Consider the following 21,104-nt stretch of genomic DNA (forward strand, 5'->3'; position numbering starts at 1 on the left):
GCTCGCGGGCCGGCTTCAGAACACAGCCACAGAGACACAGAGGCACAGAGAGAGCACCGCGTTCTCTGTGCCTCTGTGCCTCCGTGGCTGTGTTGGCTGTTCTATCCCGCTCACGCGGCATCTGATCGGGCCTTCACCTTTTCCACCGGATCGGCGGCGTTGCTGCCCTTGGCGTCTGCCGCTGGCTCGGCCGGCGTCTTGGTCAGCTTCCATTTCCCGCCGCCCAGCAGCTGCAGCACGCGGCGGTGGAAGCCCGTCACGGCGGCGCGGTGGGCGATGCTGATCAGCGTGGTGCCGCGGTCGCGCAGGCGTTCGTACAGGCGCTGCTGGTTGGCGTCGTCCAGCGCGCTGGTGGCCTCGTCGAGGATGGCCACCTTCGGCGCATGCACCAGCAGCCGCGCAAAGGCCAGGCGCTGCTGCTCGCCGCCACTGAGCAGCTTCTCCCAGTCCTCGCTGCGGTCCAGGCCGTTGTCGGTCTCGCAGAGGTGGCGCAGCTGCACGTCATCCAGCACCTTCAGCAGCGCCGCGTCGTCGAGCTTGCTGTGGGTGCTGGGGTAGATGAGCTGGCTGCGCAGCGAGCCGACTTGCAGATAGGGCCGCTGCGGCAGGAAGAAGACGTCGTCCTGCGGCGGCTGGTCGATGGTGCCGCTGCCCTGCGTCCACAGGCCCGCGATGGCGCGCAGCAGTGAACTCTTGCCGGTGCCGCTGGCCCCGGTGATGAGCAATGACTCGCCGGCCGGCACGCTGAGCGACAGGTTTTTCACGAAGACGCGGTCGCCCTCGGGTGCCTTTACGGTCAGGTGGGACAGCTTCAGGTCCTGCGCCGGCTTCAGCTCGATGCCGGCGGTGGGCGGTGCTTCTTCCAGCTTCTGGGCCATCACGTGCAGGCGGTCGATGCCGGCCACGAAGCGGGAGAGGCTGTCGAAGTTGTCGACGATGAGGGACACCGCGCTCAGCACCGCCGCGAAGGCGCCGCCGGCCTGCACGGCCTGGCCCACTTCCAGCTCGCCGGCCAGCACCTGGCCGGCCAGCACGACGAAGGGCACGAGCAGGCTCAGCTGGCTGAAGGAGCGCTGGAACAGGTTCAGCATGAACTGCGCGCGGATCATCTTCTTGGTGTTGAGCAGCGTTGCGCGCAGGCGTTGGTCGAGCTGGTGGCGCTCCTGCTTCTCGCCGCGGTAGAAGGCGATGGACTCGGCGTTCTCGCGCAGCCGCATCAGCCGGAAGCGGAAGTCCGCCTCGCGCTTGAGCTGCCAGAAGTTCAGCCGGATCAACGGCCGCGCGAAGATCAGCATGGACAGCGCCGTGCCCACCAGCGCGTAGGCGATCAGAAAACCCACCAGCATCTTGGACAGGCCCCACAGCACCGTGCTGAAGGCGACGAGCTGCATCGCCGAGCCGAGCAGGATGAGCAGGAAGTTCAGCGAGCGGCCGGTGAAGGTGTTGACGTCCTCGGCGATGCGCTGGTCGGGATTGTCGACACCGGCCAGGCGGAAGTAGGCGCGGTCGCCGAGATAGGCGTCCAGGAAGCGATGCGTGAGCCAGCGCCGCCAGTCGTTGGCATAGGCGTCACGCGCGGCGTAGTAGATGGCGTAGACGGGCACCGCAAATCCCACCACCCACAGCATGCCGCGCACGGCTTCCCAGAAGCGTTCTTCATTGCGCGCCGACAGCGCCGAGGTCAGCTCGCCGGTCTGCCGGTTGACGAGCACGGCAAGCTGCGTGTCCAGCAGCATCAGCACGACGAGGCTTACCAGCACGGCCCAGGCGACGCGCTTGCGGTCGCCCATCCAGTAGGGTCGGGCAACGACGAGAAAGCGCCCCCAGGCGGAGGGCGCGTCGGCGGCAGAGGCCGTGGCGGCGGTGGCGGTTGCAGTGGCGGCGGTGGGCGGCATGGTCGAGACGCAAAAGATGCGTATAGCGAGCCTAGGTGGGCGCGCATTGCGCCGGTGTCAGACGGCAGGCCGGCCCGCTGTCGCCGTGCTGCTGAGCTCGGCGCAAGGCCGATGCGGCGCGCGCAGCTGGCCCCGTGCGTTGACCCGAGGCGGTCGGCGTCGCCCGCCTTCAAGCGCTGACCTTCGTCAGGGGCTTTGACGGGCGCGGATACTGCCCGCTCCCAAAGGAGACACCCCCCATGAAGACTTGGTTGATCGCCACCCTCGCCCTGGCCGCCGCAGGCGCACAGGCCCAGGGCCAGGACCCGCTGAAGGCCGCCGTCGCGGCCGACAATCGCTTGGTGGGCAACGTCGCCCGCGACGCCTCGCGCCACCCCTACGAGACGCTGAGCTTCTTCGGTGTCAAGCCGACCGACACCGTCGTCGAGCTGGTGCCCGGCGGTGGCTGGTTCACCGAGATCCTGGCGCCCTATCTGCGCGACGCCGGCCAGCTCTACGCGGCCGACGGCGGCGGCGCCCGCTTCAAGGCCAAGATGGATTCGATGGGCGTCTACGGCAAGGTCAAGATCACCACCTTCGACCCCGCCAAGGGCCTGTTCGACATCGCGCCGCCCGGCAGCGCCGACGTGGTGCTGACCTTCCGCAACGTGCACAACTGGATGAACGGCGGCAAGGCCCAGGACGTCTTCAACGCGGCCTTCAAGGCGCTGAAGCCGGGCGGCACATTGGGCGTCGAGGAGCACCGCTTGCCCGCTTCGCGCGCCCAGGACGCCAAGGCCCCGAGCGGCTATGTGCAGGAGGCGGTTGTCATCAAGTTCGCCGAAGCTGCGGGCTTCAAGCTGGCCGGCAGGAGCGAGGTCAATGCCAATCCCAAGGACACCGCCGATCACCCGGAAGGCGTCTGGACACTGCCGCCCACCTACGCGCTCAAGGACAAGGACCGCGCCAAGTACCAGGCCATCGGTGAGAGCGACCGCATGACGCTGAAGTTCGTCAAGCCCTGAGAGTCGTGACACACGCGGTGATCGGCTATGGGCGCATGGCGAAGGCGCTGGTGCCGGCGTTGCAGGCGGCGGGCGAGGAGGTCGTCATTGCCCGCCGTGCCGACGGCGCTGCCGCCGTGGCTGACGCGGCGCGTTCGGCCGACTGGGTCTGGCTGACCGTCCCCGATGACCACATCGCTGCTACCGCTGCGGCATTGCCCTGGCGCACCGGCCAGCTCGCGCTGCATTGCAGCGGCGCGACTCCGCTCACCGCGTTGGCGCCCGCGCCGGCGGCGGCCAGCTTTCATCCGCTGAAGCTGCTCGCTGGTGACGCCGACCTCGCCGGTGTGCATGTCGGCATCGAAGCCGATGGCGTCCGTCGCCGCGAACTGCAGGCCTTGGCCGAACGCCTCGGCCTCATCCCGCTGATCTTGCCGTCGCCCATGGGCGCACAGGCCCGTGCCGCGTACCACGCCGCCGCCAACCTCGCCGCCAGCGGCGTGCTGGCCGTGCTGGCCGAAGCCAGCGCGCTGTGGGCCGCTGCCGGCCTGGCAGCCGACGACGCCTTGCCGGCGCTGCTGCCGCTGACGCGCGGCGCGCTGGACACCGCCGCTTTGCGTGGCCTGGCCGGTGCGGTGTCTGGCCCCGTCGCGCGGGGCGACACCCGCGTGCTGGCCCGCCACCTGGAGGCGCTGGCCTCTGCCGGTCTGGACAACGATTTATTGCTGGCGCTCGGCCGGCGCCAGCTCGCGCTGGCCGAGGCCGCCGGGCGCCTGGGCGGCCCCCAGGTCGCCGCGCTGCGAGCCTTGCTGGCGGGGCCAGGAACACGTTTGCATCGGCCGTGACAAAGGCCTCGCTCACAGCGTGCTCACCTCTGCGCGGCCGCAGGGCGCAGTCCTAAACTGCCTTCGCCCTGTCGCGTGGACGGGTGTTGCCAGGGAGCCCCCAATGTCCGATGCATCCATCCAGGCCTCGATCCGAGCCGACGCAGCCCAGATCCTGCAGGCGGTCGTCGAGGAACTGCCGGATGCCCGCGAGCGCCTGGCCTACGTGCGCAGCATGACGGAGCAGGCCGCCACCAAGGTGCTGAACCTGGTGGAAGCCGCCCAGGACGACGCTGAAGCCGTGCGCAAGAAGGGCCGCGCGCTGTCCGACGCGCTGAACCGGCTGGCCTTGTCCAGCAACATCAGCCCCGACCGTGCGCGTGCAGTGATGAAACTGTGCGCCGCCTACGCGGCCGATGCCGCCAGCTTTGCCGCGCGCGAGAAGTCGCTGCACACCGAGATCATGATGTCGCAAGACTTCCAGGATCTCTCCGGCCAGGTCATCAACAAGGTCAGCAAGATGCTGGAGCGCGCCGAGCCGCCGCTCAAGGATCTGATCTCGTCGCTGCCCGCGCCCGTGGCTGGCGCTGCGTCCGCTGAACTCGGTGGTGTGCAGACGCCCGACAAGGCGCTCAAGCAAGACGATGTGGACGACCTGCTGGCCAGTCTGGGCTTCTGATCTTCCGGTTGCTGGCTAGACCCAGCCGGTCGGGTCCAGCCGGTAGTAGCCACTCAGCTCGCCGTACAGCGCCGGGTGATCCGCAGCCAGCTCAATGGGCCGCTCGAAGAACAGCTCGCTGATGACAGCGAAGAACTCCGCCGGGTCCGTCGCGCCGTAGGCGTCGATGAGGCTGGGTTCGCCCCGCGCGAGCTTCCAGCGCAACGCGTCGAACTCGTTCTGCATCACGGTCGACCAGCGCCGGTAGGCCTCGGCTGTCGGCAGGGCCGGTGCGCCATTGGCCCGGCCACCGGCCTGGTCCAACTGGTGGGCGAACTCGTGGATGACGACGTTGTGGCCGTCGCCCGGCGTTGACGCGCCGCGCCTGACCTCATCCCAGGCCAGCAGCACCTGGCCTTGGCTCCAGCTCTCGCCGGCCAGCACACGGCGCTGGTCTGACTGCACGCCGCCCTCGGTCACAGGCCGGTCCACGACGAAGGCGCCGGGGTAGAGCAGCACCTGGCGCAGTGCCGGGTAGACGCCGCGCGCCGCACCCAGCAGCGGCAGGCAGGCCAGCGCGGCGATGGTGACGCGCATCTCGTCCGTCACCCGCAGGCCGCCGCAGCCGAGGATGGACTTCTCGGCCAGGAAGACCTGCATCAGCCCCTTGAGCTTGAGCTGCTGGCGCGCCGGCAGCCGCGACACCAGCGGCACATGCCGGCGCAGCAGCCGCCGCCACGCTGGCGGGAAGGGCCGGCCGGCAATGCGCTCGCGCCGCCCCCTCACCCACAGCGGCCACAGCGCTATTGCTGCGGCGGCCAGCAGGACGAGGGCGAAGCAGATAAGCAGCGGCATGCTCGGCAACTGGGCCCGGCGGCGCGCATTGCAAGCCCCCGCAGGCAAGCGCCGTCGCGCCCTCGCGTAACCTGCGGCCCATGCCCCACACCGCCATCGAGCCGCCCCGTCTGCAAGCCTGGCAGGTGCTGCTGGGCGGCGTCTGCGCGCTGGTGCTGACCATCGGCCTGGCCCGCTTTGCCTACACGCCGCTGCTGCCGCAGATGCACGCCCAGGCCGGCCTCGGCGTGGCCGACGGCGGGCTGCTGGCGGGCATCAACTACGCCGGCTACATGAGCGGCGCGCTGCTGGCGGCGTGGATCGAAAGCCCGGTCTGGCGCCAACGCCTCTACGTCTGGGCGCTGCCGCTGGCCCTCGTCATCACGGCGCTGATGGGGCTGGGCACGTCCTTCAGCGGCTGGGCCCTGTCGCGCTACGTCGGCGGCCTGTGCGGCGCGGCCGGCATGCTGCTCGGCTCAGGGCTGGTGCAAGGCTGGTTGATGCGCTCGGGGCGCCGGCCGGAGCTGGGCCTGTACTTCATCGGCCTGGGCCTGGGCATCGTCGTGTCCGCCGTGGGCGCCCTGGGCATGACGGGCTTGCACCTTGACTGGGCCGTGCAATGGCAGGGCTTTGCGCTGCTCGGCCTGGCCTTCCTGATCCCCGCCTGGCTGTGGCGCCCGCCGGTGCCGCCGCCGCCGGCCAGGTCCGCTGCGGGCGAGGCGCCGAGCCGACGCTGGATGGCGCTGATGGTGGCCGCCTATTTCTGCGCCGGCTGGGGCTTTGTCATCAACGCGACCTTCACCGTCGCCATCGTCGAGAAGCAACCGTTGCTGGCGGGCCAGGGGCCGTGGGCCTGGTTGCTCGTCGGCCTGGCGGCCACGCCGGCGGTGTTCGTGTGGGACCGCATCGCGCGGCGCACCGGCGATGTCGGCGCGCTGCTGATCGCCTTCGGCGTGCAGATCGTCGGCGTGCTGCTACCCGCGCTCTTCAGCGGGCTGGCCGCCGCGTTGCTGGGTGCGCTGCTTTACGGCGCGACCTTCATCGGCATCGTCAGCCTGACGCTGGCCCTCGTCGGCCGCCGCTCACCCGCCAATCCCGGCAAGGCAATGGCGCGGCTGACGCTGAGCTACGGCGTAGCTCAGGTCAGCGCGCCGGCACTGACGGGCCGCATGGTGGAAGCCAGCGGCAGCTTCAACGCCGCGCTGTGGCTGACGGCCGGCGTGATGCTGGCCGGCATGCTGCTGCTGGTGACGGTGCTGCGGGACTCGCGCGGCTGATCCTGGTCAGGAGCCACTCCCTGGCATCTTGGCCGTGGCCGGCCGGACGGTGTTTCCGGCGGCCTCGGCGGCACGCCGGTCGGCCTCACGCTGCTCAGCGGTGGTGCAGCGCGTGACCGGCAGGGCACTGCCGACGCGGACCTCGCGCTCGCAGATCGTGCCGGCCGTGACCGGGTCGTTGGTCTGCGGCGGCGCGGCGCAGCCGGCCAAGCCGACCAAGAGCAGGGATATCAGCAATCGTTTCATGGTGTCCTCAGGAGTTCGAGGCTCGCAGGATATCGGGCTCTGGACGCGAAGTAACTCTCTGTGAGTCCGTCATCCTGGTGACGCGCCGTACGGTTAAGGACGGGCAGCTGCATCTTTGCAGCCTGGAGTTGACTCATGAAACGACTGGCCCTGGCCATTGCCCTGATCTCATCCGCGGTGCTGCTTTCGGGCTGCATCATCGTGCCGGCCCGGCACGGCGGCTATCACGGCGGCGACCGCTACCGCCACTACGACGACTCCTACGACCGCGGTCGAGGCTACGAGCAGCCCGGCCGGCGTTACTAGGAGGCTTTCGGGCCTTGGGTCGGGCGCACCCGACCCAAAGCCCGACAACCTCCTAGACGCGCTCGATGACGGTGGCGATGCCCATGCCACCGCCCACGCACAGCGTCACGGCGCCGGTCTGAAGATCGCGCCGTTCCAACTCGTCGAGCAGCGTGCCCAGCAACATGGCGCCGGTTGCTCCCAGCGGGTGGCCGAGCGCGATGGCGCCGCCGTTGACGTTGACTCGGTCCATGTCCAACCCGAGGTCGCGCGCCGTCTTCATCGGCACGGCAGCAAAGGCCTCGTTGATCTCCCACAGGTCGATGTCGCCCGGCTGCATGCCGGCTTGCTTCAGCGCCTTGTGGCAGGCCGGCGTCGTGCCGGTCAGCATGATGGTCGGCTCGCTGCCGGTGACAGCGGCGGCGCGGATGCGGGCACGCGGTTTCAAACCCGCCGCCTCGCCACCGGCCCGGGAGCCGACCAGCATCAGCGCTGCGCCGTCGACGATGCCTGATGAATTGCCGGCATGGTGGCGGTGCTCGATGGCCGCTGCCTGCGGGTACTTGCGCAGGGCCAGCGCGTCGAATCTGGTGCCGAGCTTGAGGAAGGCCGGATTCAGCGCGGCCAGCGTTTCGACGGAAGTCTGCGGGCGAATGGTTTCGTCCTCGGCCAGCAGCAGCGCGCCGGCCTCGTCATGCACAGCCACAAGGGCGCGCGCAAAGCGGCCTTCGGCGCGTGCGGCAGCAGCGCGTTGGTGGGAGCGGGCGGCGTAGGCGTCCAGCTCGCCGCGCGAGAAGCCTTCCAGCGTCGCGATCAGGTCGGCACCGATGCCCTGCGGCACCAGGCCGATCGCCTGCACGACGCGCTCGTCCAGCAGCCAGGCGCCGCCGTCGCTGCCCATGGGCACGCGGCTCATGCTCTCCACGCCGCCGGCCACCACCAGCCGCTCGAAGCCGCTGGCCACCTTGGCGGCGGCGAGGTTGACGCTCTCCAGCCCCGACGCGCAGAAGCGTGACTGCGTGACGCCGGCCACCGACTCGGCCCAGCCCGCGTCCAGCACGGCGATGCGCGCGATGTCGCCGCCCTGCTCGCCGATGGGCGTCACGCAGCCGAGCACGACATCGTCGACCAGCGCCGTGTCCAGCCCATTGCGTTCGCGCAGGGCCTGCAGCAGTGTGCGCAGCAACCAGATCGGCGTGGCCGTGTGCAGGCTACCTTCGGGCTTGCCCTTGCCGCGCGGCGTGCGGCAGTGGTCGAAGAGGTAGGCGTCGAATGTCATGCAATGCCCACGGCTTTTTCCAGCGCCGTGATCTCTTCGTCAACGTAAGCGGCGAGCCGAGCGAGGTTGGGCAGCGCGTCCGTCGCGATGAAACCGAAGGAGAGCGTGCCGGCGTAGCTGAACAGCGTGATGTTGAGCAGGTGCGTGGCCGGCAGCGTCGACACCGGGTGCATCTCGGTCAGCTCGGCGCCCTTCAGGTAGAGCTTGGCCGCAGGCCCCGGCACGTTGGACACCAGCGTGTTGCCCAGCGGCGTGACGACGTCGGCCAGCTTCAACATGCCGGCGATCTGGCCGAGCAGGCCGGTGAGGATGGTGTAGGTCTCGACGGCCTCAGGCGAGACCGAGTCGATCATGGCGCGCACATTGCGCAGCGAGTAGCCGACGTTGCGCAGGCGCACGTAGGCGTCGTCGGTGGGCGGCGACAGGTCGACGAGGATGATGCCGATCTTGTTGCCGCCGGCCTTCTCGCCGGGGCTTCCCTCGGGGCGCAGGTTGACCGGCATCTGAATGGTGATGGGCCGGTCCAGCGCAATGCCTTCGTCGGCCAGGTAGCGGTGCATGGCGCCGTCCAGGCAGGTCAGCGCCACATGGTTGAGCGTGGCGCGGGCCACCTTGCGGATGGCGTCGATGCGGGCCATGGGCACGGCGGCGGTGGCGAACTGGCGGCCCGGCGTCGCGTTGCCGGTGAAGGGCGTAGCGCCGCTGGCCTTGAAGGGCAGGGCGATGGCATTCTTGGTCAGCTTGACGGCTTCCAGCCCCAGCATGGCCGTGAGCCGGCCGATGCCGACGGCGCGCTTGCTGTTGGCGGTGAGCTGCTTCCAGACCGTGCCTGCGACGGCCTGGTCCAGCCGCTTCTTGCGGCTTCTGTCGCCACGGTGCGTGTGGTCGAAGGTCCAGACAGGCGTGACGGTCAGGTCGTCCGGCGTCGTGCGCAGCGAGGCCATGCCCCAGCGCATCATCGTGATGCCGTCGGCGACCGCGTGGTGCATCTTGTAGTAGACGGCGAACTGCTTGTCCCACAGGCCCGCGATGACATGCACTGCCCACAGCGGCCGGCTCCGGTCCAGCAGGGGTTCATGCAGCTGAGACGTTAGCGCGTAGAGGGCCTCGCGGTCGTTGGCGCCGGCCTTGAGCTTGTGGAAGAAGACGTGCTGCGTCAGGTTCACCGCCTCAGCCGCGCTCCAGCTTGGCATCAGCCCGGCGGACAGGAAATGGATGACTTGATCGAACGGCGGCTCGACGTCGGTCTGCGCCAGGAAGTCCTCGAAGAGCTGCTTGGCGAAGTTGGCGCCGCCGCCTTTGGGGATGCGGTGGATGTGCAGCCCGGCCACATGCTTGGGGCTGGCCTCGCTCTCGGCGATGAAGAAGGCGAGGTCCAGCAGGGATAGGCGGGTCATGGGCCCAGCATAGGCGGGTGCCCGGGCCGGTCAAACCCGGGAAATCACGCCTCGCCGCTGGACGCCTTGCGCCTGCCGTTGCGCTTGACCTTCTCGGCCGCCTGTGCGGCGTCGCGTTCGGCGGCCTTGCGGGCCTCGTCTTCGGCAGCCTCGCGGCGCCAGGCCGCCATCTCGTCGGGCGTCTCCAGCGTGATGCGGCCGAGCAGGCCTTGCCGGTAGTCGATCAGCAGTGCCTCGGCGGCCTTGTGCATCTGCACCGCGCCGCCGCGGACCTTGGCGCCGCGCTTCAGGCCAATGGCTTCCAGCACGGCGTCTTCCGCGCCCAGCTCGGTCAGGCCATAGCGAGCCTGCAACTGCTCGGGATAGCGGCGCTTGAGCGTGGTGATCAGCTCCAGCGCCACTTCCTCCTCGTCGAAGGCATTGCGGCCGATGGCGCCGCTGGCCGCGAGGTTGTAGCCGCTCTGCTCGATGGAGATGCGCGGCCACAGCATGCCGGGCGTGTCGAACAGGTAGAAGCCGTTTTCCAGCACGAACTTCTGTTCCAGCTTGGTGATGCCGGGCTCGTCGCCCGTCTTGGCGGCGCGCTTGCCCACCAGGGTGTTGATCAGCGTGCTCTTGCCCACGTTGGGGATGCCGCAGATCAGCACGCGCAGCGGCTTGTGGATGTCGCCGCGCAAGGGGGCGAGCTCGCGGCAAGCCTTGATGAGGGCGCGCGCCGGGGTTTTCTCGCCCGCGTCCAGCGGGATGGCGCGGGTGTGCGGCTGGGCGTTGTAGAAGTCCAGCCAGGCGGCCGTCTGGGCGGCGTCGGCCAGGTCCTGCTTGTTCAGCACCTTCAGCGATGGGCGGCCGGTCGTGAGGGCGGCCAGCAGCGGGTTGCTGCTGGAGCCGGGCAGGCGCGCGTCGAGCAGCTCGATGACCACGTCCAGCCCCGCCTTGACGCGATCCTTGATCGCCTGGCGGGTGGAGTTCATGTGGCCGGGAAACCAGTTGATGGACATGCGCGAGCGGGTTTGTGCGAAGGGCTGGATTGTCGTGGGCTTACATCCCGTTGCCACGTCAGCACCCGCAACCCCCAAGATTGCAGGCTTGCGCGATAGAGGTCTGTATGAGATTCGAAGGTGTTCTAAGTGCCTGGAACCCGGATGCCGGTTACGGCACCATCCACCCCGTGGACGGCGGCGACGAGGTGTTTGTGGGCCTGGGCGCATTCCCGACCGATGGGGAGGGGCCTCGGCTGGACGAGCCCCTGAGCTTTGAAATCGTCACCGGCCGTGACGGGCGCAAGCAGGCGGTGAACCTGAAGCGCCGGCCGGCCGCAGCGGAGGGATCGGCACTGCGCGAAGCGACCGGCGTGGGGCAGGCGAGGGTGCAGCGTGCCCAAAGAAAACGGCGCCTCGGCTGGGCGGCCGGCGCCGTGATCGTTTTGATGCTGACGGTGGGCGGCGTGCGCTGGTGGCAGGCCGCAGAGAAACCAGCTGACGTAGCGCCCCTGACGAGGCGGTAGCACTCGGCTTCTAGTCCTCGTTCTTGAAAACCAACTTCACTTCGTGGCTGGTCTTCTCGCCCGGCTCGAACTTCCATTCCATCAGCGCCGCGATCACGGCGCGGTCGAAGACGCGCTTGGGTTCGGCCTCGACGATTTCGACGCTGCTGACCTTGCCGTCGGCCTCGATGTTGAGCTTGGCCTTGACGGAGCCGGTCGAGATGCCCTTCTTGGAGGCTTCGGCCGGGAACTCAGGTGGCACTTTCTTGATGACCTTGGGCACGGCGTGGGCGGCCATGGCCAGCATCAGGGTGGCGACGAAGACGGTGGCGGAACGCAGGAAGGACATGGCGAACCTTTGCAAGTGAGGGATGAGGTTCAGGAGGTTCAGGCCGCGCGGAAGAAGCCGACGGCGTCGATCAGGCGGGTGGAGCTGTCGCGCAGCGCGTCGGCCGAGCGGCTCAGGTCGCCCACCAGCGTGGTGTTCTGCTGCGTGGCGCGGTCCAGTTCGTTCATCGCACCGTTGACGATGCCGACACCTGCGGCCTGCTCGTGGGCCGAGTGCGAGATTTCCTCGATCAGCTGGCCCATGTTGTTCACTTCGTCGACGACGCTGCGGATGGTGACGCCGGCGTTGTTGACCAGCTTGGTGCCGTTCTCGACCTTGACGGTCGATTCCTGGATCAGCACCTTGATTTCCTTGGCGGCACCGGCCGAGCGCTGAGCCAGCGCCCGCACTTCCGACGCCACGACCGCAAAGCCGCGGCCATGCTCGCCGGCGCGGGCGGCTTCCACCGCAGCGTTCAGCGCGAGGATGTTGGTCTGGAAGGCGATGCCGTCGATGACGCCGATGATGTCGCCGATCTTCTTGGAGCTGGCGCTGATCTCTTCCATGGTTTCGACGACCTTGGAGACGACGGCGCCGCCATTGCTGGCAGCTTGGCGGGCCGTGATGGCGATGCCGGCGGCGCGGCGAGTCAGGTCGCTGGCACCCTTGAGCGTGGAGGCGATCTCTTCGACCGACGCGGCCGTGTTCTGCAGGCTGGCGGCCGAGCGGTTGGTGCGATCGGCCAGGTTGGCGTTGCTGTCGGCGATGGTGCCGGAGTTCTGGGCCACCTCGCTGGCGGCGGTTGATACGTCGCGCACGACGCCGGACAGCGCGGTCTGCATGTCCTTCATGGCCTGCAGCATCTGGCTCAGTTCGTCGCGGCCTTCGACCTGGATGTCCTGCGTCAGGTCGCCGTCACGGATGGCTTCGGCAGCAGCCTGGGCGCGGCGCGCCGGTGCCACGATGGAGCGGGAGATGACGACGCCGCCGCCAATGCCGATGGCGGCCGCCACGGCCACCAGCAGTACGGTCAGCATGACCGAGCGACGGGCCAGTTCACCGCCGGAGGTGGCGAGTGCCTTGGCGCTGCTGAACTGCATGTCGACCAGATCCTTCAGGCCCTTTTGCAGCGCCGCCTGGGCGGGGCGAAGGTCGGTGATCAGGCTTTCGCGCGCTTCGTCGGGGCTGCCGTCGGCCTGGATCTTCTGGAACTTTTCCAGCGCCGTCAGGAACTTGACCTTCTGGTCACGCACCTCGGTCACGACGCTCTTCTCCGAGCCCTCCGCAGCGGCGGCTTCCAGTTCGTTCAGCTGCTTGTCAGACTCTTTCAGCGCATCGGCGATGGCTGTCTTCTGCTTCTTGATGGCGCCCGCCGTGTCCAGCAGCAGCAGGTCGCGCACGGCGCGCGAGATGATGTTGATCTGGCTTTCCAACACATTGGCGGCCCCGATCTTCACGAGGCTGGAATTGGCGGTGCGGTCCAGATCGCCGGCCAGACGACTGGCGTTGTTGGCACCAAAAAAGCCGATGGCGATCAGCAGCACGATCAGCAGGCCAAAGCTAACGGCCAGGCGCTGGCCGATGCGCAATTGCGTCAGGAAGTTCATTCGGTTCTATTCCTTGTCGTGGTCTTCGTGTACCGGTGGCCCGTGCCGCTTCGGGTCCAAAATGGACTGTAGGCCCGCATGCCAATACTTGGCTGCCCCAGCGACGGGCCGCCGCGCAGTGTGTCGCGACCTGTGACCATTTGCTTCCGGCGTCTTCACGCTTGCCGTGAAGTCGTTCACGACGGCCTCTCGCCCCGGGGCTTCGTGAATCAATGTGAAGCGGTTGCCGCGCGCTGACGCAACACTTCGACGGTGTCGATTTCGCCCGCGCGGTGCCCGAAAGCCTGGCGCAGATGGCTGGCCAGCGCGGCCAGGTCCTCGGCGCCCAGCACGCCGGCAAAGGGCGGCATGCCGTAGGGCTGCGGGTGGCCGGGCGTGGCCGGCGCGAAGCCGCCGCGCTCGATGAGGCGGATCAGGTTGGCCGCGCTGGCCTGGGTGACGAGGCGGCTGCCGGCCAGTGCCGGGTAGGCCAGGGCGCCGGCTTCATCGCGCCGGCCTTCGCCGTTGGCGCCGTGGCAGGCGGCGCAATGCTCGCGGTAGAGGCCGGCGCCCAACTCCCGGCGGCGGGAGCTCGGCAGAGCACCTTCGGGTCGGTCGGCGGTCTGTTCGGGCAAGGCGCGCAGATAGGTCGTCATGGCGGCGAGGTCGGCGTCGTCCAGCGCGGCCGTGCTGCCCAGCACGACCTCGGCCATCGGACCCTGGGCGGTGTGGCTGTCGGCATGCCCGTCGCGTAGCCAGCGTTGCAGCGTCTCTGCGGGCCAGCGCTGCACGCCGGCTTCTGCAGGGTCGTGCAGCGAGGGCGCCCACCAGCCCAGGCCTGCGAGCAGGCCGCCGCGGAAGTCTGCGGCGCCGCGGTCACCACCCAGGGCGTCGCGCCGGGCGTGGCAGGCGCTGCAGTGGGCCAGGCCCTGGCTGAGGTAGGCGCCGCGGTTCCAGGCGGTGTCCTGCGCGGGGTCCGGTTGGTAGACGCCGGGTTTGAAGTACAGCGCCCGCCACGCAGCGATGGCCAGCTGGCTGCCGTAGACGCCGCGCAACTCGTGCTCGCGGCGCGGGGCGGCCACCGGCGGCTGGGCCTGCAGCCAGGCGTGCAGCGCGTCGGTGTCTTCGCGGGTGACGAGGGTGGTGTTGGTGATGGGGTGAGCCGGCACCAGCAGCCGGCCGTCGCGGCTTGTGCCCAGGTGCAGCGCGCGCCAGAAGTCGTCGGCGCTCCAGCCGGCCAGGCCGGTGGCGTCGGGCGTCAGGTTGGCCGAGAAGACGGTGCCGAAGGGCGTCGGGATGGCTCGGCCGCCGGCCAGCCGCTCGCCGCCTCGGGCCGTGTGGCAGCCGGCGCAATTGCCCACGGCGGCGAGGTAGGCGCCGCGCTGTAGGTTGACGGGGGCGGTGGACGCCGGCGTGGCGTCGGAGAGGTTGCGCTGCCAGGCCAGCAGCGCCCAGGGCGCGCCCAGGATCATCACGGCGACGGCGATGAGCAGGCGCTTCACTTCAGGCCCCCGCAGCGCAGCGGCGCAGGCGCCGCCAGTGCAGCGGCCGGGTGAGGGTCGGCCGGCATGGCCTGGCCGGCGAGGAACTGCGTCACCGCGTTGATCTCGGCCGTGGTCAGCGCCTTGGCGATCTCGGCCATGCAGTCGGGCGCCTGGGCACGGCGCTGGCCGCTGCGCCAGGCGCCGAGCTGGCCGTTCAGATAGTCGCGCGACAAGCCGAGCAGCCCGGGCACGGTGGGCTGGGTGCCAGTCAGGCGCTCGCCATGGCAGGCGGTGCAGGCGGGCAGGCGGCGGGTGGCGTCGCCGTTGCGGATCAGCGCCTCGGCCCGGGCCAGTTCCGGTGCGGGCAGCGTGGGCTTCTGCGGCGGCGGGTAAGTCAGGTCTAGCGATGCGAAATGCCCGGCTAGCTCCTTCAGGTAGGCGTCGGACAGCGGCGCGATCAGCTCGCTCATCAGCCCGTAGTCGCGCCGGCCGTCGCGGAAGTTCAGCAGTTGGTTGTGCAGATAGCCCGCCGGCTTGCCCGCCAGGCGCGGGTAGTAGCCGTCGGGCGCCGCGCGGCCCTCTTTGCCGTGGCAGCCGGTGCAGGCCAGGGCGCGCTGGGCGAGGGTGTTGGGCACGGGTTCCGCCCGGGCCGTGCCGATGAGGATCAACAGGCTGGCAGCCAGCGCAGCGGTCAAGGGTGAGGCCATGGGCAGCAGTGTGGCATTCGCTCAGCGGCTTGAGCGTTGCCTCAGCGCGTGGGGGCAGGGCTGGCCTCTAGCATGCGGCGCTCCGCTCGCATCCAAGGCCAGACCATGTCGATCTCCGCTCCGCTGCCCCTGCTTGCTGCCTTGCTGGCCTTGTCGATCAGCCCACCGGCGCAAGCGCGCGAGCGGCTGGACTGGTCGGCCGGCTGGCGCTTCACGCAGGGCGATCCGGCGGGCGCGCCCGTCATCCCTGCCCAGGATTTCAAGCCCTGGCTGCTGGCGACGGCCGCACCGCTGCTGGCTGCGGTGCCGCCCGCGCCGCCGGCCGGGCCGGCGCCCGGCGAGGCGCTGGCCTACGCCAGGCCCGAGTTCGACGATGCCGGCTGGCGGCTGCTCAACCTGCCGCACGACTGGGGCGTGGAGAGCGCCTTCGTCCAGGCGCTGCCGGGCGAGACCGGCAAGCTGCCCTGGCAGGGCGTGGGCTGGTACCGCAAGCGCCTGGCGCTGCCGGCCGTAGGCGCCGGACAGCGCACCGTGCTGGAGATCGACGGCGCGCTGGCGAACTCCGCCGTCTACTGCAATGGCCGGCTGGTGGGCGGCTGGCCGTATGGCTACACGTCCTTCCAGGTGGACCTGACGGGGTGCCTCAAGCCAGGAGCGGACAACAGCCTCGCGATCCGGCTCGACAACCCACCCAACTCCTCACGCTGGTATCCCGGCGGTGGCCTCTATCGGCACGTCTGGCTGACGCGTACCGACGCCGTCCACGTGCCGGCGGGCCAGGTCTTCGTGCGCACGCCCGAGGTGTCGGCCGAGCGCGCTGTCGTGGCGGTGCGGGCGGCGGTGGCCAATGCCTCGGGCGCGCCGGTCAAGGTCAGCGTGGGCGTGGAGGTCTACCGGGCCGACGCCCAAGGCCGCCCGGTCGGCGCCGCGCTGGCCCGCTCGCGCGAGCAGGCGCGCACGCTGAAAGCTGGCGCTCGCACGTCGCTGGACTTCGACCTGCAGCTGACCCAGCCGGCGCTGTGGGACGTGGGCTCGCCGCAGCGCCATGTCGCCGTCGTCACGGTCAGGCAAGGCAATGCGGTGCGCGACCGCGTGGAAACGCCCTTCGGCGTGCGCCGCATCGCCTTCACGGCGGACGACGGTTTCCACCTCAATGGCCGCCGCGTCGACCTGAAGGGCGTGTGCATGCACCACGACCTGGGCGCCTTGGGCGCTGCCTTCAACGTGCGCGCCGCCGAGCGGCAGCTGGAGCTGCTGCGGGAGATGGGCGTCAACGCCATCCGCACCAGCCACAACCCGCCCGCGCCGGAGCTGCTGGAGCTGACGGACCGCATGGGCATGCTCGTCGTCGACGAGCTGTTCGACACCTGGACCCAGGCCAAGAAGCGCCAGGACTACCACCAGCATTTCGCCGATTGGTCCGAAGCCGATCTGCGCGCCTGGGTGCGGCGCGACCGCAACCACCCGTCGGTCATCCTGTGGAGCACCGGCAACGAGATCCACGAGCTGGGCCGCGCGGATGGCCCGGCCGTGTCGACGCGCCTGGCGGAGCTGGTGAAGCGGGAGGACCCGACCCGCCTCGTCTCGGCGGCGGCCCACGTGCTGCAGGCCGGCTACAACGGTTTCCAGAAGACCGTGGACGTGTTCGGCTACAACTACAAGCCCAAGGAATACGCCAAGTTCCACGCCGCCAACCCGGCCCAGCCGCTGTACGGCAGCGAGACGGCCTCCACCGTCAGCTCGCGCGGCGAATACGTCTTCCCGGTGAGCGACGACCCGAAGCTGGGCCGTGCCAATTTCCAGGTCAGCTCCTACGACCTCGTGGCGCCGCCCTGGGCCACGACGCCAGACGCCGAATTCCGCGCCCAGGACCAGCAGCGCTTCGTCGCGGGCGAGTTCGTCTGGACGGGCTTCGACTACCTCGGCGAGCCCACGCCCTTTAACGATGACGCCACCAACCTGCTGAACTTCCCGGCCGGCGAGGAGCGTGAGCGCGCCAAGGAAGAGCTGGCGCGGCTGGGCAAGCTGCAGCTGCCGTCGCGCAGTTCCTACTTCGGCATCCTGGACCTGGCCGGCTTCAAGAAGGACCGCTTCTACCTCTACCAGGCGCACTGGCGGCCGGAGCTGCCGATGGCGCACATCCTGCCGCACTGGAACTGGCCGGAGCGCGTCGGCCAGGTCACGCCGGTGCATGTCTACACCTCGGGCGACGAGGCGGAGCTGTTCCTCAACGGCCGCTCGCTGGGCCGCAAGGCCAAGGCGGCGGGTGAATACCGGCTGCGCTGGGACGACGTCGTCTACGAGCCCGGCGAACTGCTCGTGGTGGCCTACAAGGCCGGCAAGGAATGGGCGCGCAGCCGCGTCGCGACGACGGGCCCGGCCGAGGGTCTGCAGCTCGCTGCCGACCGAGTCGCCATCACCGCCGACGGCCGCGACCTGGCCTTCGTGACCGCCACCGTCGCCGACGCCGCCGGTCAGGCGGTGCCGCGCAGCAAACGCAAGCTCAGTTTCACGCTGGACGGCCCGGGCGAGATCGTCGCCACCGACAACGGCGACGCGACCGACCCCACCGCCTTTGGCGCCACCGAGCGCAAGGCCTTCAACGCGCTGGCGCTGGCGATCGTGAAGCTCAAGCCGGGCGCGACCGGGCCGGTGACGCTGCGTGTGTCGTCTGACGGTTTGAAGCCCGCCGAAGTCGTGATCCGCCCCCGCTGAGCGGGTTCAGCGGCTGCCGAAGATGGCCGAGCCGACGCGCACCATCGTCGAGCCGGCCTGGATGGCGTCTTCAAGATCGGCGCTCATGCCGAGCGACAGCGTGTCCAGCGCCAGGCCCTCGGCCTTCAGCGCCTCGAACAGCGCGGCCATCGCCTGGTGCTGGGCCAAGGCGCCCGGGCCGGGTTCGGGTACCGCCATCAGCCCACGCAGCTTGAGCCGGGGCAGGGCGGCCACCCGATGCGCCAGCGCGGCCACGTCGGCCGGCAGCAGCCCGCTCTTGCTGGCCTCGGCGCTGATGTTGACCTGCAGGCAGACGTTGAGCGGCGGCATCTGCGCCGGGCGCTGCTCGGCCAGCCGCTCGGCGATCTTCAGCCGGTCCACCGAATGCACCCAGTCGAACGCTTCGGCGACCGGCCGCGTCTTGTTGGACTGCAGCGGGCCGATCAGGTGCCACTCGACCTGGCCGCGCAGGTCGGCGAGTTCGTCGACCTTGGCCAGGCCCTCCTGCACGTAGTTCTCGCCGAAGGTGCGCGCACCGGCCGCGAAGGCTTCCCGTACGGCCGAGCCGGGGAAAGTCTTGCTGACGACGAGCAGGCTGACGGTGTCGGGTGCACGGCCCGCTGCGACACATGCCGCAGTGATCCGTGTTTTGATGACTTGGAGGGAATCTGAGATGGCCATAATCAGCCGAGCTTTACAGGTACACCATGGACATCACTCAGCTGCTGGCATTTTCGGTCAAGAACAAGGCGTCGGACCTGCACCTCTCGGCCGGCCTGCCGCCGATGATCCGCGTGCACGGCGACGTGCGCCGCATCAATGTCGAGGCCCTGGACCACCGCGCGGTCCATGACATGGTCTACGACATCATGAACGACACCCAGCGCAAGATGTACGAGGAGGTGCTGGAGGTCGACTTCTCCTTCGAGATCCAGGGCCTGGCGCGTTTCCGCGTCAACGCCTTCAACCAGAATCGCGGCGCGGGCGCCGTGTTCCGGACGATTCCGAGCAAGATTCTCAGCCTGGAGCAACTCAACGCGCCCAAGATCTTTGCCGACCTGGCCCTCAAGCCGCGCGGCATGGTACTGGTGACCGGCCCGACCGGTTCGGGCAAGAGCACGACGCTGGCCGGCATGGTCAACCACCTCAACGAGAACGAATACGGCCACATCCTCACCATCGAGGACCCGATCGAGTTCGTGCACGAATCCAAGAAGAGCCTGATCAACCAACGCGAGGTCGGCCCGCACACCCACTCGTTTGCCAACGCGCTGCGCTCGGCCCTGCGTGAAGACCCGGACTGCGTGCTCGTCGGCGAAATGCGCGACCTGGAAACCATCCGCCTAGCGCTGACCGCGGCGGAAACGGGCCACTTGGTGTTCGGCACGCTGCACACCTCGTCGGCCGCCAAGACGGTGGACCGCATCGTCGACGTCTTCCCTGCGGCCGAGAAGGAGATGGTGCGGGCGATGGTGTCGGAGTCGCTCGTCGCCGTCATCTCGCAGAGCCTGTGCAAGTTGAAGGACGGCACCGGCCGCGTGGCAGCGCACGAGATCATGCTGGGCACCTCGGCCATCCGAAATCTGATCCGCGAGAACAAGGTGGCGCAGATGTACTCGTCCATCCAGACCGGCAATGCCCAGGGCATGCAGACGCTGGACCAGAACCTGACGGACTTGGTCCGCCGCAACATCATTGCTCCATCGGAAGCCCGCTCAAAAGCCAAGTTCCCCGAGAACTTCCCCGGCTAGCACTGTTCACCCCCGGTTCGGCGAGTACGCCGAACCGCCCCCCGAGGGGGTGCAAATCACTGCGGGCCGCGGCCCTCATTGATTTGCATCGCGGGCCGGCTGGGAGCAGCCCGGCGCTCGGCCCAAATACTTTTCGCATCGGATTGACCATGGAACGCGACCAGGCCTCGAAATTCATCAACGACCTGCTGCGGCTGATGCTGTCGCGCAAGGGCTCCGACCTCTTCCTGACGGCCGAGTTCCCACCCGCCATCAAAGTGGACGGCAAGCTGACCAAGGTGTCGCCGCAGCCGCTGACCGGCCAGCACACGCTGCAACTGGCGCGGGCCATCATGAACGACAAGCAGGCCGCCGAGTTCGAGCGCACCAAGGAGTGCAACTTCGCGATCTCGCCGCATGGCGTCGGGCGCTTCCGCGTCAACGCCTTCATCCAGCAGGGCCAGGTCGGCATGGTGCTGCGGACCATCCCGTCCGTGCTGCCCACCATCGAGTCGCTGGACCTGCCCGTCGTGCTGCGCGAGGTGGTGCAGCAGAAGCGCGGCCTGGTCATCGTCGTCGGCGCGACCGGCTCGGGCAAGAGCACGTCGCTCGCCGCGATGATCGACGAGCGCAACGAGACAACCTATGGCCACATCGTGACCATCGAGGACCCGATCGAGTTCGTGCACCCGCACAAGAACTGCATCGTCACGCAGCGCGAGCTGGGCATCGACACCGACAGCTGGGAGGCGGCGCTGAAGAACTCGCTGCGCCAGGCGCCCGACGTCATCCTGATGGGCGAGCTGCGCGACCGCGAGACGATGGAGCATGCCGTCGCCTTCGCCGAGACCGGCCACCTGTGCATGGCCACGCTGCACGCCAACAGCGCCAACCAGGCGCTGGACCGCATCATCAACTTCTTCCCCGAAGACCGCCGCCAGCAACTGCTGATGGACATCTCGCTGAACCTGCGCGCGCTGATCAGCCAGCGCCTGCTGCCGCGCCGCGAAGGCAAGGGCCGCGTCGCTGCGGTCGAGATCCTGCTGAACACGCCGCTGATTTCCGACCTGATCTTCAAGGGCGAAGTCGCCGAGATCAAGGAGGTCATGAAGCGCTCGCGCGAGCTCGGGATGCAGACCTTCGACCAGGCGCTGTTCGATCTGTACGAAGCCGGCAGGATCAGCTACGAGGACGCGCTGCGCAATGCCGACTCGGTCAACGACCTGCGCCTGTCCATCAAGCTCAATGGCAAGGACGCGAAAGACCGCGACCTTACGGCCGGCACCGGTCATCTCGGCATCGTCTGAACCGCGGTGCGGATGATAAACGCACCACCGCCAGCAATACCGCCCCGCCTTCCTGTCCTCCCTGCCTTCACTCCCTGCCCTCTGCG

Annotated in this window: 20 protein-coding genes; 9 read left to right on the forward strand and 11 right to left on the reverse strand. The window is 69.1% G+C overall.

Going from position 1 to position 21,104, the window contains the following annotated elements:
• Positions 1 to 110: 110 nt before the first annotated feature.
• Positions 111 to 1,895, reverse strand: coding sequence for an ABC transporter ATP-binding protein/permease (locus ABIS05_RS19830; RefSeq protein ID WP_348012635.1), 1,785 nt, complete (start codon positions 1,893 to 1,895; stop codon positions 111 to 113).
• 239 nt (positions 1,896 to 2,134) lie between these two features.
• On the opposite strand from ABIS05_RS19830, the gene ABIS05_RS19835 reads away from it, so the two are divergent.
• The 3 genes from ABIS05_RS19835 (at position 2,135) to ABIS05_RS19845 (ending at position 4,381) form a co-directional block, all read left to right on the forward strand.
• Positions 2,135 to 2,899 carry a methyltransferase gene (locus ABIS05_RS19835; RefSeq protein ID WP_348012636.1) on the forward strand — a complete coding sequence of 255 codons (765 nt, stop codon included), beginning with the start codon at positions 2,135 to 2,137 and terminating at the stop codon, positions 2,897 to 2,899.
• A gap of 5 nt (positions 2,900 to 2,904) precedes the next feature.
• Entirely contained in the window at positions 2,905 to 3,723 is an 819-nt protein-coding gene (locus ABIS05_RS19840) for a DUF2520 domain-containing protein (RefSeq protein ID WP_348012637.1), read from the forward strand.
• A 103-nt stretch (positions 3,724 to 3,826) separates the two neighbouring features.
• Positions 3,827 to 4,381 (forward strand): protein phosphatase CheZ, encoded by a 555-nt coding sequence (locus ABIS05_RS19845; protein ID WP_348012638.1) that lies wholly within the window; start codon positions 3,827 to 3,829, stop codon positions 4,379 to 4,381.
• A 15-nt stretch (positions 4,382 to 4,396) separates the two neighbouring features.
• On the opposite strand, the gene ABIS05_RS19850 is transcribed toward ABIS05_RS19845, so the two are convergent.
• Positions 4,397 to 5,215, reverse strand: coding sequence for a M90 family metallopeptidase (locus ABIS05_RS19850; protein ID WP_348012639.1), 819 nt, complete (start codon positions 5,213 to 5,215; stop codon positions 4,397 to 4,399).
• An 80-nt stretch (positions 5,216 to 5,295) separates the two neighbouring features.
• Here ABIS05_RS19850 and ABIS05_RS19855 point away from each other — a divergent pair, with 80 nt between their 5' ends.
• Positions 5,296 to 6,471 carry a YbfB/YjiJ family MFS transporter gene (locus ABIS05_RS19855; RefSeq protein WP_348012640.1) on the forward strand — a complete coding sequence of 392 codons (1,176 nt, stop codon included), beginning with the start codon at positions 5,296 to 5,298 and terminating at the stop codon, positions 6,469 to 6,471.
• 6 nt (positions 6,472 to 6,477) lie between these two features.
• Here ABIS05_RS19855 and ABIS05_RS19860 read toward each other — a convergent pair whose 3' ends face one another.
• Complete coding sequence (locus ABIS05_RS19860; protein WP_348012641.1) at positions 6,478 to 6,717, reverse strand: hypothetical protein; 240 nt, start codon at positions 6,715 to 6,717, stop codon at positions 6,478 to 6,480.
• 135 nt (positions 6,718 to 6,852) lie between these two features.
• On the opposite strand from ABIS05_RS19860, the gene ABIS05_RS19865 reads away from it, so the two are divergent.
• A complete protein-coding gene (locus tag ABIS05_RS19865; RefSeq protein ID WP_348012642.1) occupies positions 6,853 to 7,023 on the forward strand; it encodes a hypothetical protein in 171 nt (56 codons plus the stop codon).
• A 52-nt stretch (positions 7,024 to 7,075) separates the two neighbouring features.
• Here ABIS05_RS19865 and ABIS05_RS19870 read toward each other — a convergent pair whose 3' ends face one another.
• From ABIS05_RS19870 to ylqF, 3 genes are read right to left on the reverse strand one after another with little or no spacing between them, the layout of a single operon-like run.
• Positions 7,076 to 8,281, reverse strand: coding sequence for an acetyl-CoA C-acetyltransferase (locus ABIS05_RS19870; RefSeq protein ID WP_348012643.1), 1,206 nt, complete (start codon positions 8,279 to 8,281; stop codon positions 7,076 to 7,078).
• Positions 8,278 to 9,678 carry a wax ester/triacylglycerol synthase domain-containing protein gene (locus tag ABIS05_RS19875; RefSeq protein WP_348012644.1) on the reverse strand — a complete coding sequence of 467 codons (1,401 nt, stop codon included), beginning with the start codon at positions 9,676 to 9,678 and terminating at the stop codon, positions 8,278 to 8,280. The genes ABIS05_RS19870 and ABIS05_RS19875 overlap by 4 nt, the downstream gene beginning before the upstream one ends.
• A gap of 44 nt (positions 9,679 to 9,722) precedes the next feature.
• Positions 9,723 to 10,676, reverse strand: coding sequence for a ribosome biogenesis GTPase YlqF (ylqF, locus tag ABIS05_RS19880; RefSeq protein WP_348012645.1), 954 nt, complete (start codon positions 10,674 to 10,676; stop codon positions 9,723 to 9,725).
• Between the two features lie 107 nt (positions 10,677 to 10,783).
• Here ylqF and ABIS05_RS19885 point away from each other — a divergent pair, with 107 nt between their 5' ends.
• Complete coding sequence (locus ABIS05_RS19885; protein ID WP_348012646.1) at positions 10,784 to 11,182, forward strand: hypothetical protein; 399 nt, start codon at positions 10,784 to 10,786, stop codon at positions 11,180 to 11,182.
• A 10-nt stretch (positions 11,183 to 11,192) separates the two neighbouring features.
• Here the strand turns inward: ABIS05_RS19885 and ABIS05_RS19890 are convergent, their stop codons facing one another.
• From ABIS05_RS19890 to ABIS05_RS19905, 4 genes are all read right to left on the reverse strand, one after another.
• Positions 11,193 to 11,510, reverse strand: coding sequence for an energy transducer TonB (locus ABIS05_RS19890; RefSeq protein ID WP_348012647.1), 318 nt, complete (start codon positions 11,508 to 11,510; stop codon positions 11,193 to 11,195).
• 38 nt (positions 11,511 to 11,548) lie between these two features.
• A complete protein-coding gene (locus ABIS05_RS19895) occupies positions 11,549 to 13,096 on the reverse strand; it encodes a methyl-accepting chemotaxis protein (protein WP_348012648.1) in 1,548 nt (515 codons plus the stop codon).
• A 209-nt stretch (positions 13,097 to 13,305) separates the two neighbouring features.
• Positions 13,306 to 14,577 carry a cytochrome c gene (locus tag ABIS05_RS19900; protein ID WP_348012649.1) on the reverse strand — a complete coding sequence of 424 codons (1,272 nt, stop codon included), beginning with the start codon at positions 14,575 to 14,577 and terminating at the stop codon, positions 13,306 to 13,308.
• Positions 14,574 to 15,266: a cytochrome C gene (locus tag ABIS05_RS19905; RefSeq protein ID WP_348012650.1), complete on the reverse strand. Its 693-nt coding sequence runs from the start codon at positions 15,264 to 15,266 to the stop codon at positions 14,574 to 14,576. The genes ABIS05_RS19900 and ABIS05_RS19905 overlap by 4 nt, the downstream gene beginning before the upstream one ends.
• Positions 15,267 to 15,371: 105 nt before the next feature.
• On the opposite strand from ABIS05_RS19905, the gene galB reads away from it, so the two are divergent.
• Positions 15,372 to 17,981 (forward strand): beta-galactosidase GalB, encoded by a 2,610-nt coding sequence (gene galB, locus ABIS05_RS19910; RefSeq protein ID WP_348012651.1) that lies wholly within the window; start codon positions 15,372 to 15,374, stop codon positions 17,979 to 17,981.
• Positions 17,982 to 17,987: 6 nt separating this feature from the next.
• Here galB and ABIS05_RS19915 read toward each other — a convergent pair whose 3' ends face one another.
• Positions 17,988 to 18,662: a YggS family pyridoxal phosphate-dependent enzyme gene (locus tag ABIS05_RS19915; RefSeq protein WP_348012652.1), complete on the reverse strand. Its 675-nt coding sequence runs from the start codon at positions 18,660 to 18,662 to the stop codon at positions 17,988 to 17,990.
• A gap of 26 nt (positions 18,663 to 18,688) precedes the next feature.
• On the opposite strand from ABIS05_RS19915, the gene ABIS05_RS19920 reads away from it, so the two are divergent.
• Together ABIS05_RS19920 and ABIS05_RS19925 are read left to right on the forward strand one after the other, a co-directional pair.
• Complete coding sequence (locus tag ABIS05_RS19920; RefSeq protein WP_348012653.1) at positions 18,689 to 19,732, forward strand: type IV pilus twitching motility protein PilT; 1,044 nt, start codon at positions 18,689 to 18,691, stop codon at positions 19,730 to 19,732.
• 149 nt (positions 19,733 to 19,881) lie between these two features.
• The gene (locus ABIS05_RS19925; RefSeq protein ID WP_348012654.1) at positions 19,882 to 21,018 is read left to right on the forward strand and encodes a PilT/PilU family type 4a pilus ATPase; all 1,137 of its coding nucleotides are present in this window, start codon (positions 19,882 to 19,884) and stop codon (positions 21,016 to 21,018) included.
• Positions 21,019 to 21,104: the final 86 nt, after the last annotated feature.

The sequence above is a fragment of the Roseateles sp. genome, assembly GCF_039929605.1.
Classification (GTDB): domain Bacteria; phylum Pseudomonadota; class Gammaproteobacteria; order Burkholderiales; family Burkholderiaceae_C; genus Pelomonas.